Below are 17,143 nucleotides of genomic sequence, written 5' to 3' on the forward strand. Positions count from 1 at the left end.
CGCGCTTACGGCAGGCGGAAGAACGCCTCGGCCGTGCGCGTCGATGCCTCGGTGACGGCTTCGCGCGTCTCACCACGATCCTTCGCGACCTCGTCGCGGATGTGCGCCAGGTACATCGGCTCGTTCCGGCGGTCCTTCGGCATCGGCCGCAGCGTGCGCGGCAGGAGGTACGGTGCATCCGTCTCCAGCATCAGGCGGTCGGCGGGAATGAGCCTGACCAGTTCGCGCAGGTGTCCGCCCCGGCGTTCGTCGCAGATCCAGCCGGTGATGCCGATGTGGCAGTCCAGGTCCAGGTAGTCGCGCAGGGCTTCGCCGGTGTCGGTGAAGCAGTGGACGACGGCGGCCGGCACGCGATCGCGGTAGCGCTTGAGCAGGGCGAGGAAGTCGTGGTGCGCATCGCGCTGGTGCAGGAACAGCGGCATGCCGAACTCGGCGGCAATCGCCAGCTGCCGCTCGAACACCACGCGCTGCACTTCGCGGGGCGAATAATTGCGGTTGTAGTCCAGCCCGGTCTCACCGACCGCACGAACTTCCGGCTCCGCGGCGAGCTCGCGCAGCCGGGCGTCGGTCGCATCGTCGTAATCGACGGCGTGGTGCGGGTGGACACCGGCCGTCGCGAACAGCCGGCCGCCGCTGGCGCGCGCCAGGGTGAGCGCGTGCTCACTGCCATCGCGTGAAGCTCCCGTGACGATCATTCGGCCGACGCCGTGCGCGCTTGCCCGTGAAAGGACTGCGTCGAGGTCAGCGTGGAACGACTCGTGTGTAAGGTTTGCGCCGATGTCGATCAAGTCCATGATTTATTTCGCAAATGTGTGAGTGTGGAACGCGCCCGGGCGATGCGTTATCGCGGTGCAAAGCCATGAATTAGAACATATATGGCCGTCCGCACCCGGTTTCGCCGTGGATTGGGGGATAGGCCTTTCGGACGACACGATTTCCTGCGTCAGATTATTGACGGTCGTATTTTCCTGCTGCTAGGTTCAGAAGACGGCTGGCGCTTCGGCGTCAAAAAGTCGTCGTCATGGATGTTCAGTCAGAAGGATCTCAGTGTCTTTTTTTTGCAGGGGATGCCCGCCATGGGCATCAAAAAAGGAAGGCGGCCCGCAATCGGCCGTCCAGGCAGTACCACGGGCTAAGGGGTAGTGCAGATGGGACATCGTATTTTCGCGAGGGCGCTCGCCGCCTCGCTCATCCTGGCCACCGCGCCAGCCGCGTTCGCCGCCGGGGCCGCGCCCCACGCCACGTTCAACGTCAGCACCTTGCGTGCCACCAACAGCTACGACCGCTTCATCGTGAAGTACCGCGATGGCACGACGCAGCGGGCGAACGCCGCCGCGGCGACGCAGGCGGTAAGCGCCGCGCTATCGCGCGCCGCTTCCACCAGCAGTTCGTTGCGTGCGGGCAAGGCCGCGGCACCGACCGTCAGCTACAGTCGCAAGCTGGGCACGGGCGCCGACCTGGTGCGCGTCTCGCGCAAGCTCAGCGCCGCGGAAGCCGACGCGCTGATCCGCCAGATCGCAAGCGATCCGGCCGTAGCGCACGTCCAGGCCGACGTGATGATGCAGAAGGTGCGTGACATCTCCGCCGCCGCGGCGGTGACGCCGGTCGTGGTCAACGACCAGTATTACGCCCGCTACCAGTGGCACTTCCGCGCACCGGACGGCACGGCCGAGAAAATCGGCTCCGATGCGAGCAGCTATGCGAACAAGGGCGGCAGCAACGTCGCCAACGCATGGAACCTCTCCGACGGCACCGGCGTCACCGTGGCCGTGCTGGATACCGGCATCACCGACCACCCCGACATCGACCTGTCGCTCGCCGATGCGGGCTACGATTTCATCGGCGACAGCTACGTATCGGGACGCGCGGCCGACGGCCGCGTTTCCGGTGGCCGGGATCTCGGTGACTGGACCACGGATGCCAAATACCTCGCGACCAATGGCGGTTGTGTCGACGCGAACAATCCCGCGGAAGACTCCAGCTGGCACGGCACGCACGTGTCCGGCAACGTCGCCGAGCTGACCAACAACACCACCGGCATGGCCGGCATCGCCTACAAGGCGAAGGTGCTCCCGGTGCGCGTGCTCGGCCACTGCGGTGGCTACAGCTCGGATATCGCGGACGCGATCGTGTGGGCCTCCGGTGGCCATGTCGATGGCGTGCCCGACAACACGCATGTCGCCCAGGTCATCAACATGAGCCTCGGTGGCGAAGGCAAGTGCAGCGACGACGACGTCACGGCGGACGCCATCACGGGCGCCATCTCGCGTGGCACCACCGTGGTGGTCGCGGCCGGTAACGAGGATGACGACACGGCGAACTATTCGCCCTCGAGTTGCCCGGGCGTGATCGTGGTCGCCTCCAACGGCATCACCGGCAAGCGGGCGTTCTACTCGAACTACGGTTCGGGCGTGACGCTTTCCGCGCCAGGCGGCGGTGTGTACCCGAACGACGCGTCGTCCGGTACGCCGGTTTCCGCAGGCTTCTCGTGGTCGGCCATCAACGACGGTCTCACCGTCCCGACGACGCCGGATTACGGCGGCATGGCTGGCACCTCGCAGGCCACGCCGCACGTCACCGGCACCATCGCCCTGATGCTCGCCGCGGTGAAGGGCGCGAACCTGCCCATGCCGACGCCTGCGCAGATCCGCACGCTGCTCACCTCGACGGCCCACAAGTTCCCGTCCACGCCGGACAAGCCGATCGGCGCCGGCATCGTCGATGCCTACGCCGCCGTGAACAAGGCGCTCGGCAACGACACCGGCCCCGGCGAGCCCGACGTCACCGTGCTGACCAACGGCACGAGCGTGAAGGCGTCCGGCGACGGTTCGGCCGCGGTCTACTCCATCGATGTGCCGACCGGCGCCCGCACCCTCGTGTTCACCACGTCGGGTGGCAGCGGCGATGTGTCCATCGCGGTGAAGAACGGTGCCGGGGGCAGCGAGACCACCTCGGCGAAGAAGGGCACGAACAACGAGACGGTAACCGTCGCGCGGCCGGCCTCGGGTACCTGGTACCTGACGGTCACCAGCCCGGCGGCTTACGCCAACGTCAACGTCCTCGTGCGCTTCACCGCGCCGTAAGCGAATCCGTCCACCGGCCGTGCGCCGGTGGGTGGGGAGAGCCTGGCCAGGGGGCGGGCTTTCCGTCTTGCGCCAGCGGAGGGGTCTTCGCTGGCGTGGCGTGCGGGGAGGGGTCCCCGCCGCCGCAAAAGGGAGGTAAGGGCAATGTATTCACGAACACTGGCACAGGCCGTCGGCCTGGTGCTGACGGGCGTCTTCACCCTCGCGACAGCGGCCCAGGCGGCCGATGCGCCGAAGACCGCCGCGCCGCAGACCGTCGTCGTACAAGGCGTGCAGGTCGCGATCGATCCCGCAACCGGCCGTCTGCGCGAACCGACGGCGGAAGAACGGGCCGCGTTGTCGAAGGCCTTCGGGGTGCGCAATGCGACGGCATCGAAGCTGGCCGCGGGCCAGCCGCGCACGGCCGCCGAGGCGAAGTCGACCTTCCGCAGCGTCTCACTTGGCAATGGCGTACGCGCCAAGGCCGTGAAGGTCCCGCAGGAACTGATGAGCAGCGTGGTCGCTGAGCGGCAGCCGGATGGCAGCCTCAGCATCCACCACGACGACCATGGCGTGCAGGCCGCGCCGAAGGCGCCGGAGGTGGTGAAATGATCCGCCGCAATCTTCTCTTCACCGCGATCGCCGCCGCCGGCTTGTTCTGCGCCATGGGCGCGAGCGCCGCGGAGATCAAGATCGTCAACCAGGATGTCGGCACCGGCAAGGGCCTCGACGATCCGACCCCGGCGGTACCGGTTGGCGGTAACCCCGGCACCACGGTCGGCAAGCAGGCGCTGAACGTCTACCAGTTCGCCGCCGATGTCTGGGGCGCCGTGCTCCAGAGCGATGTCACCATCGTCAACAACGCGACCTTCGAGAAGCTGGATTGCGATGCGACATCCGGCGTGCTCGGTTCCTCCGGCACCACCTACATTTTCTACTTCGATAACACCAGTACGCTGCCGCCGCGCGCGGTGCGCAACACCTGGTATCACTCGGCGCTCTTCGATGCACTGAGCGGCGAAGATGGCATCCCGGGCGAGGCGGATATCCAGAGCCAGTTCAACGGCGCACTGGGTTCCACCGGATGCCTCGAGGGCTCCAAGTGGTACTTCGGCCTGGATGGCAACACGCCCGCCGGTTCGATCAACTTCCTGAACGTCGTGCTGCATGAGATGGCGCACGGCCTCGGCTTCTCCGGCTTCAACAGCCTGACCACCGGCTCGCCGTACGTTGGCGATGACGGCGTCGCGCGTCCCGACATCTACTCCACCTTCGTCTTCAACGACACGAAGATGAAGAAGTGGTACGACCTGACCAACGCGGAGCGTGTCACCGCGGCCCTCGACGATGGCAACCTGGTATTCACCGGTGCGACCGTGAAGGCCGAGGCACCGCTGGCGCTGGGCTTGCCGGATGTGTTCAAGGTGACGGCGCCAGCCGCTGCCGCCGGCAGCTACCAGTATGCGCAAGGTGCGTTCGGGCCGCTCGCTACCGCTTCCAACTTCAGCGGCAGCGTGGTCCAGGCGGCGCCTGCCGATGCGTGCACGGCGATCACCAACGGTTCGGCCATCAGCGGCCACATCGCGCTGATCGATCGCGGCACCTGTAACTTCACCGACAAGGTGGCCTTCGCGCAGCAGGCCGGCGCCACCGCCGTGCTTATCGCGAACAACCAGGCCGGCGCGATCACCCCGGGAGGCACGCCGACCACCACGATCAACATCCCGGTGATCGCTGTGAGCCAGGTCGATGGCAACAAGCTCAAGGCCAACCTCAGCGGGTTGACCGGTGCCGTGGGCAAGGGCACCGGCCTCGCCGGCGCCGACGCGCAGGGCAACGTGCAGCTCTACGCACCGACGGTTCTTGCGCAGGGTTCGTCGTTCTCGCACTACGACACGCGCCTGACGCCGAACGCGATCATGGAATACGCGATCAACCAGGACCTGATGGGCCAGATCGACGTCGACCTGACGCCGGCGCTGTTCAAGGATGAAGGCTGGGGCCTGAACACCACGGGCCAGTTGCTGCTCACCTGCAACACGGGCATCCCGACGCTCGTGCCGGGTGGTGTGATCGTCGGTGCCAACGTGATCTCCAACGCCAAGACCATCGCGGGTGATGCGGCTACGCTGGCCATCTACCGCACCGGCGTGCGCGGCTACGCCTCGACGCTGGCGGGTTCCGGCCTGATCACGGCGGCGCAGGCATCCAGCCTCAACGCGTGCCTGAGCGATGCGGAGACGCAGAAGCAGTACGCCGCGTGGCATGCGGCGGTGCCGGACGCGATCAGCCTCGGCAACAACGTCGGCCTGGGCAACCAGTCCGGTGCCGCGGGCAGCACGAAGGCGTACTCGCTGGCGGTGCCGGCCGGTGCGAAGTCGCTGACCTTCCGCACCGCGGGTGGTTCGGGCGATGTCTCGATCGCCGTGCAGGCACCGGGTGCGACGGCGTTTACCGCCGTGGCCAACCGTGCCGGAAACGCCGAGGTGTACACCAAGGCAAGCCCCGCGCAGGGTACCTGGTACTTCCAGGTGACCGGCGTGAAGGCCTACAGCGGAGTCACCGTGCAGGCGGTTTACACGAAGTAAGTGCGCTAAACCCGGGCCGCCTCGAGCGGCCCGGGTTCCATTGAAACGGCAGGCACTGGAGGCAGCGCGCGGCGCGCCCCGTCGCCCGCCGACATCGGCGGCACCCACGGGAGGAAGTTACGTGAACACGATCTACAGCAAGGTATGGAACAAGTCGCTCGGCATCCTGGTCGTCGCATCCGAACATGCACGGGCGAACGGCAAGGGCGGCGCCTCCCGACGTCTCCGCGCGGCCATGGCCGCATTGCCACTGGCAGCAGGCGCGATGCTCGCGCTGGCCAGCCCCGCGGCCCAGGCGGGATCACAGAACAACAAGGCGCAGGGCAGCATCTGCAGCGGTTTCTCATCGCTGCTCGCGCCGGTCGCGAAGGGTTATGAAGCGTTTGCCTGCGGCGCGCAGGCCAAGGCCGCGGGCGACTACAGCGTGGCGCTCGGCTCGGCGGCGAACTCCAAGGGTGATTACAGCACCGCGGTAGGCCAGGATGCGCAGGCATCGGGCGACTTCGCTACGGCGGTGGGGCAGGGTGCACGCGCCACGGCAACCGACAGCCTCGCGCTGGGCCAGGGCGCGAACGCGGCGAACACCGGCAGCACCGCGCTCGGTCGCGGCGCGCGCGCCATAGCGAACAACGCGGTCGCGCTGGGTTCGGATTCCGTGGCGAACCGCGCGAACACGGTGTCCGTGGGTCGCAGTGGCAGCGAGCGCCAGGTCGTGAACGTCGCCGACGGCACGCAGGCGACGGATGCGACGAACAAGCGTCAGCTGGATACGGTCAACAACCGCGTGACCACGGTGAATGGCCGGGTCGACACGGTGAACGGGCGGGTCGACACCGTCAACGGCCGCGTCGATACGGTCAATGGACGCGTCGATACCGTGGCGGGCAATGTCGCCAAGGTGTCCGGCAAGGTCGATGCGGTGGATGCCGCCACGGCGGATGCACAACACTATTTCAAGGCGAACGGCGCGGCCGATGGCAGCGACGATGCCACGGCGATCGGCAAGTTCAGCACGGCGTCGGGTTCGGGTGCCTTCGCAGGCTCCGCAGGCGATAGCGCCTACGGCAGTGGCTCGTTCGCCAGTGGCGGCAATGCCACGGCCGCGGGTTACGGCGCGGCGGCCACCGGCCAGAACAGCGCGGCTTATGGCGCCGGCTCGCAGGCGAACGGCCCGGGCAGCGTCGCGGTGGGTGGCGTCGCGGTGGACGCGCAGGGTAATCCGCTGATCACGAACGGCGGCGTGCCGGTGGATACGGGTGCGACCAGTGCGGATGTCGGCGGTACGGCGGTTGGCGCGAGCGCGCAGGCAGGCGGATTCGCTGCCTCGTCCTTCGGCGTGGGTGCCTTTGCAGGTGGCGCGCAGTCCGCGGCCTTCGGCGCCGTGGCCAATGCGATCGGTGATTACTCGACGGCAATTGGCACGCAGAGTGCTGCGCTTGGCGTCGCCAGCGTCGCGCTCGGTGCGGGCTCTGTCGCCGATCGCGACAACACCGTCTCGGTCGGTGACGTCGGTGCCGAGCGGCAGATCACCAACGTGGCCGCTGGTACACAGGACACCGATGCCGCGAACGTCGGCCAGGTGAACGATGCGGTGAACGGCGCCACGCGCTACTTCAAGGCGAACGGTGCGAACGACGGCAGCGACGACGCCACGGCGGCCGGTGATTTCGCGGTGGCCTCGGGATCGGGCGCGTTCGCGGGAGCGAACGGCGCGAGCGCCTATGGCAGCGGTTCGTTCGCCACGGGCGTGAACAGCACGGCAACTGGCTACGGGGCCACGGCCACGGGGCAGAACAGCGCCGCGTATGGTGCAGGCTCGCAGGCCAATGGCCCGGGTAGCGTGGCCGTCGGCGGCGTCGCCGTCGACGCGGACGGTAATCCGCTGATCACTAATGGCGGCGTGCCGGTCGATACCGGCGCGACCAGCGCGGATGTCGGCGGTACGGCCATTGGTGCGAGTGCGAATGCCAGCGGATTCGCTTCGTCGGCGGTGGGTGTCGGTGCCTACGCCAGTGGCGCGCAGTCCTCGGCATTCGGTGCCGTCGCCAATGCGCTCGGTGATTATTCGACTGCAGTGGGTACGCAGAGCACCGCCGGTGGTATCAGCAGTGTCGCGGTCGGTGAAAGTGCGACGGCCACCGGCGACGAGAGCGTCGCGGTGGGCGGCAGTGCTTTCGGCTTCTTCACGGCGCAGGCGACTGGCTATGCGACCACCGCGCTCGGCGCGGGCGCGTGGGCGACCGCCGATTACGCCACGGCCATCGGCTGGAACACTTACGCGGCGGCGGATAGCAGCACCGCCCTGGGCGAATCGGCATCGGCGAAGACGCTGGGTGCCAGCGCACTCGGCGCCGAAGCGATCGCGGAAGGCACCCAGTCGACGGCAGTAGGTGCGGTTGCAACCACCAGCGGTGACTTCTCTTCGGCGATCGGCAGCGGAAGCTTCGCGGGGGCGAACAACGCTACGGCGGTAGGCGGGCTGGCCGTTGCCACTGGCGAAGACAGCACCGCCGTTGGCGCGAACAGCGAAGCGTCGGGCGCACGCTCGACGACGACCGGCGCCTCGAGCGCGGCATTTGGTGACGACAGCACCGCGAATGGCTACGGCAGCATCGCCGATGGCAACGGCGCGACGAGCGTCGGTGCCATCAGCGTGGCCGATAGCGATTACGCCACGGCGGTCGGTAACGGCAGCAGCGCGAATGGCGTAGGTGCATCGTCGCTGGGCGCAGCCGCAAACTCGCGAGGCGATGGTGCCACTGCGGGTGGCTACGGCTCGACGGCAGAGGGCAAAAACACCTCCGCCTATGGCAGTGGTGCACAGGCCACGGCGAACAGCGCCACGGCGATCGGCGGCCAGGCCGTCGATGAGAACGGCGATCCGCTGATCACGCTGACCTCGACCGGTGAACCGGTGGGTCCGGCGTCGGCCTCGGGTCTGGCGGCGACGGCTGTGGGCGCGAGCGCGCAGGCCGAAGGCCAGTTCGCCACGGCACTGGGTACGGCGGCGTTCGCCCAGGGCGAACAGTCGCTCGCCGGTGGCTTCCTCTCCGAAGCGTCCGGTGCCGGCTCGACCGCCCTCGGCGGTCAGGCCTATGCGCCGGGTGAACTCTCCACAGCACTTGGCTATGGCACGGCGGCCTACAGCGATGGCGCCGTAGCGGTCGGCGGTGGCGCGAGTGCGGCCGGCACCGGCAGCGTCGCGATCGGCCAGTACGCCGAAACCGGCTTCGCCCTGTTCGGCCTCGAGGCCGCGAACGCGGTGGCCCTGGGCGCGAACAGCTGGGTGCTGGGTGACAGCGGCACCGCCCTGGGTGCCGGTTCGTCGGCGATCGGCGACAACACGGTGGCGCTTGGTGCGAATTCGTGGGCTGATCGTGACAACACGGTGTCGGTGGGCAATGTCGGCTCGGAACGGCAGATCACCAACGTCGCGGCCGGCACGCAAGGCACTGATGCGGTGAACAAGAACCAGCTCGATGCGGTGGCCGGCAGCGTCAGTGACGCCAGCCATTACTTCAAGGCGAATGGTGCAAGCGACGGCAGCGATGACGCGACCGCCGTAGGCGATTTCGCGGTGGCTTCCGGATCGGGTGCATTTGCGGGCGCTAACGGTGCGGCCGCTTACGGCTCCGGCGCGTTCGCCACGGGCGTGAACAGCACGGCTACCGGCTACGGTGCCACGGCCACCGGCCAGAACAGCGCTGCCTACGGTGCGGGTTCGCAGGCCAATGGTCCGGGGAGCGTCGCGGTGGGTGGTGTCGCCGTCGACGAAGACGGCAACCCGCTGATCACCAATGGCGGCGTGCCGGTGGATACCGGTGCGACCAGCGCGGATGTCGGTGGCACGGCCGTGGGTGCGAGCGCCCAGGCCGCGGGCTTCGCTGCCTCGTCCTTCGGCGTGGGCGCCTTTGCAGGTGGCGCGCAGTCCGCGGCCTTCGGCGCCGTGGCCAACGCGATCGGTGATTACTCGACGGCTATTGGCACGCAGAGTGCCGCGCTTGGCGTTGCCAGCGTCGCGCTCGGTGCGGGCTCCGTGGCCGATCGCGACAACACGGTCTCGGTGGGTGACGTTGGTGCGGAACGGCAGATCACCAACGTGGCCGCCGGTACGCAGGACACCGATGCCGCGAACGTCGGCCAGGTGAACGATGCAGTGAACGGTGCCACGCGCTACTTCAAGGCGAACGGTGCGAACGACGGCAGCGACGATGCGACCGCGGTGGGCGACTATGCGGTGGCCTCGGGCTCCGGTGCCTTCGCGGGGGCGAACGGTGCCGCGGCTTATGGTGCCGGCGCATTCGCCAGCGGTGTGAACAGCACGGCGACCGGTTATGGCGCCACGGCCACGGGGCAGAACAGCGCCGCGTACGGCGCGGGTTCGCAGGCCAATGGCCCGGGTAGCGTGGCTGTCGGCGGCGTCGCCGTCGACGCGGACGGTAATCCGCTGATCACTAATGGCGGCGTGCCGGTCGATACCGGCGCGACCAGCGCGGACGTCGGTGGTACGGCGGTCGGTGCAAGCGCCAGTGCCAGTGGCTTCGCGGCCTCGGCAGTGGGCGTAGGTGCCTACGCCAGCGGCGCGCAATCCTCGGCATTCGGTGCGGTAGCCAATGCGCTGGGTGATTACTCGACCGCGGTGGGTACGCAGAGCACCGCAGGTGGCATCAGCAGTGTCGCGGTCGGTGAAAGTGCGACGGCCACCGGCGACGAGAGCGTAGCGGTGGGCGGCAGTGCCTTCGGCTTCTTCACCGCGCAAGCAACCGGCTACGCGACCACGGCGTTGGGCGCGGGTGCATGGGCCACCGCGGACTACGCCACGGCCATCGGCTGGAACACTTACGCGGCGGCGGATAGCAGCACCGCCCTGGGTGAATCGGCATCGGCGCAGGCGCTGGGTGCAAGCGCACTTGGTGCGGAAGCCATTGCAGTCGGCACGCAGTCCACCGCGGTGGGTGCGGTGTCGACCACGAATGGCGACTTCGCTTCGGCGATCGGTAGTGGCAGCTACGCGGGCGCGAACAACGCTACGGCGGTAGGCGGCCTGGCCACGGCCACGGGCGAAGACAGCACGGCCGTCGGCGCGAACAGCGAAGCGTCGGGCGCACGCTCGACGACGACGGGCGCATCGAGCGCGGCGTTTGGTGACGACAGCACGGCGAATGGTTACGACAGCATCGCCGATGGCAGCGGCGCGACGAGCGTCGGTGCCAGCAGCGTGGCCGATAGCGATTACGCCACGGCGGTCGGTAACGGCAGCAGCGCAAATGGCGTAGGTGCATCGTCCCTCGGCGCGGCGACGTTCGCGCAGGGTGATGGCGCCACGGCCGGCGGTTATGGTTCCACCGCCCAGGGCAAGAACACCTCCGCCTATGGCAGTGGCGCACAGGCCACGGCGAACAGCGCCACGGCGATCGGTGGCCAGGCCGTCGATGAGAACGGCGATCCGCTGATCACGCTCACGGCGACCGGCGAAGCAGTCGGCCCAGCGTCGGCCTCGGGTCTGGCCGCAACAGCGGTAGGCGCGAGCGCGCAGGCCGAAGGCCAGTTCGCCACGGCACTGGGTACGGCGGCGTTCGCCCAGGGCGAACAGTCGCTCGCCGGTGGCTTCCTCTCCGAAGCGTCCGGTGCCGGCTCGACCGCCCTCGGCGGTCAGGCCTATGCGCCGGGTGAACTCTCGACGGCAGTGGGCTACGGCACGGCGGCCTACAGCGATGGCGCGGTGGCGGTCGGCGGTGGCGCGAGTGCCGCTGGCACCGGCAGCGTCGCGATCGGCCAGTACGCCGAAACCGGCTTCGCCCTGTTCGGCCTCGAGGCCGCGAACGCGGTGGCCCTGGGCGCGAACAGCTGGGTGCTGGGTGACAGCGGCACGGCACTGGGCGCGGGCTCTTCGGCGATCGGCGACAACACGGTGGCACTGGGTGCCAATTCCTGGGCTGATCGTGACAACACGGTGTCGGTGGGCGATGTCGGCTCGGAGCGGCAGATCACCAACGTCGCGGCCGGCACGCAAGGCACCGACGCGGTGAACAAGAACCAGCTCGATGCGGTGGCCGGCAGCGTGAGCGACGCCAGCCACTTCTTCAAGGCTACCGGCACCGGTGATGGCAGCGACGACGCCACCGCCGCAGGCCAGTTCGCCACCGCCGCCGGCTCCGGTGCGTTCGCCGGCGGCAACGGCGATAGCGCCATCGGTAGCGGCTCGTTCGCCAATGGCGGCAACGCCACGGCCATCGGTACGACATCGACGGCGACGGGCGCCAACAGCACGGCCCTGGGTGCGCAAGCCGAGGCGAATGCCTCGAACAGCGTAGCCCTCGGTGCCGGGTCGCTCGCGAGCCGCGCCAATACGGTCTCGGTGGGTGCGGCCGGCGCCGAACGCCAGGTGACGAACGTGGCCGCGGGTACCCAGGCAACGGATGCCACCAACAAGGGCCAGCTCGACAGCCTGGCCAGCAGCGTGAGCAGCGCTGCGCACTACGTCGCAGCCGATGGGGCGAAGGACGGTTCGGATGATGCGGCCGCGACGGGTGCCTATTCGACCGCGGTAGGCGCCGGCAGCAGCGCGGGCGGCGACCTGTCCACCGCGATCGGTTCGTTCGCCACCGCCAGCAAGGAATCGGGCACGGCGATCGGTGCCTCGGCTAACGCCGCGGGCGTGGGTTCCACCGCGATCGGCGACAGCGCACGGGCGACGGCGAAGAACTCCGTGGCACTGGGCGCGGGCTCCGTCGCTACGCGAGCCAATACGGTATCCGTCGGCGCATCCGGCAGTAACCGCCAGATCACCAACGTAGCAGCGGGTACTCAGGGCACCGACGCGGTGAACGTCAACCAGCTCAACACGGCCCTGAGCAGCGCCTTCTCTGGCTCCGGCAACGTGGCCGGCAATGCCGTCGCCATGGCCCTGGGTGGCGGCGCCACGATGGGTGCCACCGGTTTCGTCGGCCCGGTCTATCGGGTGCAGGGTGGCTCGTACAACACGGTCGGCGATGCGGTCGGGGCGCTGGATGGCGCACTCACCTCGTTGAACAGCCGTGTCGGCAACCTCGAAACCGGCGCAGGGTCCGTCGCGACGAGCTCGCCCGGGACCAGCCCCTCGCGTGCCCACGTGAACGCCGTCATGGCACCGGCCGCAACCAACCCGGCGGTCACCGCCGCAGCGGCACCGGCCGCCGTCACGCCCGCCGCCCAGGCGATCGTCCCCGGCACCGGTGACGGCACGTCGATCGGTACCGGCAGCTATGCCAAGGACACGACCGACCTCGCCATCGGCAACAACGCGTCGGTCGGTGCGGACAACGGCACGGCGGTGGGCACGGGCGCCACGGTCACCGCGGCCGCGACCAACAGCGTGGCACTCGGGGCCAACTCGGTCGCCGACCAGCCGAACACGGTCTCGGTCGGTTCGGCCGGTGCGGAACGCCGGGTCACCAATGTCGCCGCGGGCACGGCGCCGACGGACGCGGCGAACGTGGGCCAGGTGGACCAGGCCCTGACGACAGCCAAGTCCTACGCGGACCAGGGCGATGCGAGCACGCTGAACCAGGCCAAGGCTTACACCGACCAGAAGTTCGGCGACATCGTGAGTGGTGGTGCGTTCGACGAGTACAAGCGCGAGGTCGACAACCGCTTCAGCAACCTCAACGACCGCCTGAACAAGGTAGGCGCGATGGGAGCGGCCATGTCGCAGATGGCCTTCAGCGCCCAGGGCGTCAGCGGTGACAACCGCCTCGGCGTGGGCGTCGGCGGATACAAGGGGCAGGGTGCCCTGTCCGTCGGCTACTCACGGTCGATCACGCCGCACGCCAGCGTCACCTTCGGTGCCGCCGTCAGCGGGGGTGAGAGTTCGGGTGGTGTGGGTGTAGGCATCGGCTGGTAATCGGCCTAGGCGAACCCCTACACGGGGTCGCCAAAACCCTGCAAGGCCGGCGGCGACGCCGGCCTTTGCTTTGTTGCAGCGCGTCGCAGGATGCGCGTGGCGTGGTCGCCCCGGAAGCATGGTCTGTGCTACCAATAGCGGCCCATGGCCCCAGGAACGGGGGCATCGATACCGCAACGAACGGAGCGTGAGAAAGCATGTCTGCGATGACCGAGCATAGGGACATGCTGGCCGGTGAACCCGGCGAAGCCCAGGTCTGCGCGCACCTCGTCGCGCATGGCCGCCTGAAGGACACCGACCTCGCGCGGGCGCGTCGCCTGCACGACGAGACGCCGGAAGGCACGCTCACGGCCCTGATGGCCCGGCTGGGCCTCGTTTCCGAGCGCGACCTCGCCGATGCATGGGCCGCCTTGCTCGGCCTGCCGCTGCTCGCTGCCAAGGATGCGCCGGAGATGCCACCGGCCGACGTCGAGCTCTCCGTCCGTTTCCTGAAGCAGTACCACGTGGTACCCGTCCGCGAAGGCGACGACGGGCTGGCCCTGCTGGTGGCGGACCCGGCCGACCCGTACCCGCTCCAGGCGGTCCACCTCGCCACGGGCCGCGACGTCCAGCTGCGGGTGGGCCTGCGCTCCGAGATCGACGACCTGATCGAACGTTATTACGGGCAGGGCCGCTCGGCGATGGGTAGCATCGTCGAGAGCCTGGATGGCAGCGCGGCCGTCGAGGACGATGTGGAGCACCTGCGCGACCTCGCCTCCGAGGCACCGGTCATCCGCCTGGTGAACCTGATCCTGCAGCGCGCGGTCGAGCAGCGCGCATCCGACGTGCATATCGAGCCGTTCGAAAATCGCCTGAAAGTGCGCTACCGCATCGACGGCGTGCTGCATGAAGTGGAAGCGCCGCCCTCCAGCTCAACCGCCGCTGTCATCTCACGTGTAAAGATCATGGCGCGGCTGAACATCGCCGAGCGCCGCCTCCCGCAGGACGGCCGCATCCAGCTGCGCGTGCAGGGCAAGGAACTCGACCTGCGCGTCTCCACGGTGCCCACCAGCTTCGGTGAATCGGTGGTCATGCGTATCCTCGACCGCGAGTCGGTCGTGTTCGATTTCGAATCGCTCGGCTTCACGGACAGCTTCCGCGACCGCTTCGTCGAGGTGCTCGACCGCCCCCACGGCATCCTGCTGGTCACCGGCCCGACGGGTTCGGGCAAGACCACCACGCTGTACACGGCGCTGTCGCAGATCAACACGCCCGACGTGAAGATCATCACCGTCGAAGACCCGGTCGAGTACCAGATCGAAGGCATCAACCAGATCCAGGTCAAGCCGCAGATCGGCCTGGATTTCGCCGGCGCGCTCCGCTCCATCGTCCGCCAGGATCCGGACGTGATCATGATCGGCGAAATGCGCGACCTGGAAACCTGCCGCATCGCCATCCAGTCGGCGCTCACCGGCCACCTGGTGCTCTCGACGCTGCATACGAACAGTGCCTCCGGCGGCGTCACCCGCCTGCTCGACATGGGCGTGGAGGATTACCTCCTGGGTTCGACCGTCAACGGCATCCTCGCGCAGCGCCTGGTCCGTCGCCTCGACCCGGAGACCGCGGTGGCCTACGAGGCCATGCCCGAGGTCATCGAGCAGTTCCAGTTGCACCGCTACACCGACGAGCGTCCCATCCGGCTGTGGAAGCCGGGCTCGAGCGCCGCCAATCCGACGGGTTACCGCGGCCGCCGAGCCATCATGGAATTCCTGGTGATGAGCGATCCGATCCGGCGACTGGTCATGCAGAAGGCGGACGCCGGCGAGATCGAACGCCAGGCACGTGCCGAGGGCATGCGCACGATGTATGAGGACGGCCTGGCCAAGGCCGTCGCCGGGGTCACTACCATCGAGGAAGTCCTGCGCGTCACGCAGGAAAGCTGACCATGAGCCAGTTCCGTTACCGGGCCATCAGTGCAGCCGGCGAGATGCTGGCCGGACGCATGGAAGCCACATCGGTCGAAGACGTCGTCGCGCGCCTGCAGGACCAGGGCCACGTGCCGCTGGAAGCCGCACCCGCCGATGGCGAAGCATCCGGCGGCGGCATCGCGGCACTCTTCCGCAAGGGTCCGTTCACCGGCGACCAGCTCGCGCAGTTCACGCACCAGCTCGCGACGCTGCTTGGCGCGGGCCAGCCGCTCGACCGCGCGCTGGGCATCCTGCTCGACCTGCCGGAAGGCGAGCGCGCGAAGAACATGGTGGAGCGCATCCGCGACCGCGTGCGCGGCGGCACCACGCTGTCCACGGCGCTTGACGAAGAGAACGGCGTCTTCCCGCGCCTGTACATCAGCCTGGTGCGCGCCGGCGAGGCGGGCGGTTCGCTCGACGAAACGCTGCGCCGCCTCGCGGATTACCTCGAACGCGCGCAGGCGTTGCGCGGCAGCATCATCAATGCGCTGATCTACCCGGCCTTCCTCATGGTCGGCGTGCTCGGCTCGCTCGTCCTGCTGCTCGCCTACGTGGTGCCGCAGTTCGTCCCGATCTTCGCCGACATGCAGGTGCCGATTCCGCTTATTACCCAGGTTGTGCTGGCGATGGGCACGGTCATCGGCGACTGGTGGTGGGCGATCGTGCTGCTGCTCGTCATCGGCGGCCTCGTGCTCCAGGTGCGCCTGCGCGACCCCGACGCGAAGCTCCGCTTCCATGCGCGCCTGCTCGGCATGCGCGTCGCGGGCCCGCTGCTGCTCAAGGTGGAAACCGCGCGCATCGCCCGCACGCTCGGCACCCTGCTGAAGAACGGCGTGCCGCTGCTTGGTGCGCTCTCCATCGCCCGCCAGGTCACCGGCAACCGCGCCCTGGACCTTGCCCTGGAACAGGCGGCGGATCGCGTGAAGGGCGGAACCGGGCTGGGCAGCGCGCTGTCACAGACAGAGCGCTTTCCCCGTCTCGCCTTGCAGATGATCCAGGTCGGCGAGGAGGCAGGCGCGCTCGACACCATGCTACTCAAGGTGGCCGATACGTTCGACGTGGAAGCGAAGCGCGCCATCGACCGGCTCCTCGCCGCCCTGGTGCCGACGCTCACCATCGTGATGACCGTGATGGTGGCCTTCATCATGGCGGCGATCCTGCTGCCGCTGCTCAGCCTCACCAGCAATATCAACTGACCGATACGTTCCACAGGAGTTCTGCCCATGCGTTCGACCCGTATCCTGCGACACAGCCACGCCCGCGGCTTCACGCTTCTGGAAATGCTCGCGGTGATCGTGCTGATCGGCATCATCGGCGCCATCGTCGTCACCCAGGTCGGCAAGAATGTCGACAAGGGCAAGTACGGCGCCGGCAAGGCGCAGCTCACCACGCTGACGCAGAAGATCGATAACTACGCGCTCGACAACGGCACGCCGCCGGCGTCGCTGGACGGCCTGGTGACCAAGCCGGCCGACGCGCAGAACTGGCAGGGCCCGTACGCGAAGCCGTCCGACCTGAAGGACCCGTGGGGCCACGGCTTCGGCTACCGCTACCCGGGTGAGCATGGCCAGTACGACCTGGTGTTCTACGGTCAGGATGGCAAGGCTGGCGGCGAAGGCTATTCGGCCGACGTCGGCAACTGGCAGTAAGCAGGCAGGATCGCGG

Annotated in this window: 9 protein-coding genes; 8 read left to right on the top strand and 1 reads right to left on the bottom strand. The window is 68.4% G+C overall.

The genetic code is table 11. The features are described 5' to 3' along the window. Positions 1–5: 5 nt before the first annotated feature. Entirely contained in the window at positions 6–794 is a 789-nt protein-coding gene (locus ACZ6YI_RS14530) for a TatD family hydrolase (RefSeq protein WP_465779284.1), read from the bottom strand. Positions 795–875: 81 nt separating this feature from the next. On the opposite strand from ACZ6YI_RS14530, the gene ACZ6YI_RS14535 reads away from it, so the two are divergent. The 8 genes from ACZ6YI_RS14535 (at position 876) to gspG (ending at position 17,127) form a co-directional block, all read left to right on the top strand. Next, positions 876–1,136: a hypothetical protein gene (locus ACZ6YI_RS14535; RefSeq protein ID WP_465779285.1), complete on the top strand. Its 261-nt coding sequence runs from the start codon at positions 876–878 to the stop codon at positions 1,134–1,136. A gap of 12 nt (positions 1,137–1,148) precedes the next feature. Then, entirely contained in the window at positions 1,149–3,083 is a 1,935-nt protein-coding gene (locus tag ACZ6YI_RS14540; protein ID WP_465779286.1) for a S8 family serine peptidase, read from the top strand. 144 nt (positions 3,084–3,227) lie between these two features. Continuing rightward, a complete protein-coding gene (locus ACZ6YI_RS14545; protein WP_440324115.1) occupies positions 3,228–3,674 on the top strand; it encodes a post-PEP-CTERM-1 domain-containing protein in 447 nt (148 codons plus the stop codon). Next, positions 3,671–5,650, top strand: a complete 1,980-nt coding sequence (locus tag ACZ6YI_RS14550) for a PA domain-containing protein (protein WP_465779287.1) — start codon at positions 3,671–3,673, stop codon at positions 5,648–5,650. The genes ACZ6YI_RS14545 and ACZ6YI_RS14550 overlap by 4 nt, the downstream gene beginning before the upstream one ends. Before the next feature lie 121 nt (positions 5,651–5,771). After that, a complete protein-coding gene (locus ACZ6YI_RS14555) occupies positions 5,772–13,532 on the top strand; it encodes an ESPR-type extended signal peptide-containing protein (protein ID WP_465779288.1) in 7,761 nt (2,586 codons plus the stop codon). 206 nt (positions 13,533–13,738) lie between these two features. Then, complete coding sequence (gene gspE, locus ACZ6YI_RS14560) at positions 13,739–15,454, top strand: type II secretion system ATPase GspE (RefSeq protein ID WP_465779328.1); 1,716 nt, start codon at positions 13,739–13,741, stop codon at positions 15,452–15,454. 2 nt (positions 15,455–15,456) lie between these two features. Then, positions 15,457–16,674: a type II secretion system inner membrane protein GspF gene (gene gspF, locus ACZ6YI_RS14565; protein WP_465779289.1), complete on the top strand. Its 1,218-nt coding sequence runs from the start codon at positions 15,457–15,459 to the stop codon at positions 16,672–16,674. A gap of 27 nt (positions 16,675–16,701) precedes the next feature. Further along, on the top strand, positions 16,702–17,127 hold the full coding sequence (gspG, locus tag ACZ6YI_RS14570) for a type II secretion system major pseudopilin GspG (RefSeq protein WP_440328357.1): 426 nt from the start codon (positions 16,702–16,704) through the stop codon (positions 17,125–17,127). Positions 17,128–17,143: the final 16 nt, after the last annotated feature.

This window comes from Luteibacter sp. NPDC104163, assembly GCF_055584245.1.

Coding starts and splice junctions, on each gene's coding strand:
- ACZ6YI_RS14530 (WP_465779284.1), bottom strand. CDS start 794: ATGGACTTGATCGACATCGGCGCAAACCTTACACACGAGTCGTTCCAC.
- ACZ6YI_RS14535 (WP_465779285.1), top strand. CDS start 876: ATGGCCGTCCGCACCCGGTTTCGCCGTGGATTGGGGGATAGGCCTTTC.
- ACZ6YI_RS14540 (WP_465779286.1), top strand. CDS start 1,149: ATGGGACATCGTATTTTCGCGAGGGCGCTCGCCGCCTCGCTCATCCTG.
- ACZ6YI_RS14545 (WP_440324115.1), top strand. CDS start 3,228: ATGTATTCACGAACACTGGCACAGGCCGTCGGCCTGGTGCTGACGGGC.
- ACZ6YI_RS14550 (WP_465779287.1), top strand. CDS start 3,671: ATGATCCGCCGCAATCTTCTCTTCACCGCGATCGCCGCCGCCGGCTTG.
- gspE (WP_465779328.1), top strand. CDS start 13,739: ATGACCGAGCATAGGGACATGCTGGCCGGTGAACCCGGCGAAGCCCAG.
- gspF (WP_465779289.1), top strand. CDS start 15,457: ATGAGCCAGTTCCGTTACCGGGCCATCAGTGCAGCCGGCGAGATGCTG.
- gspG (WP_440328357.1), top strand. CDS start 16,702: ATGCGTTCGACCCGTATCCTGCGACACAGCCACGCCCGCGGCTTCACG.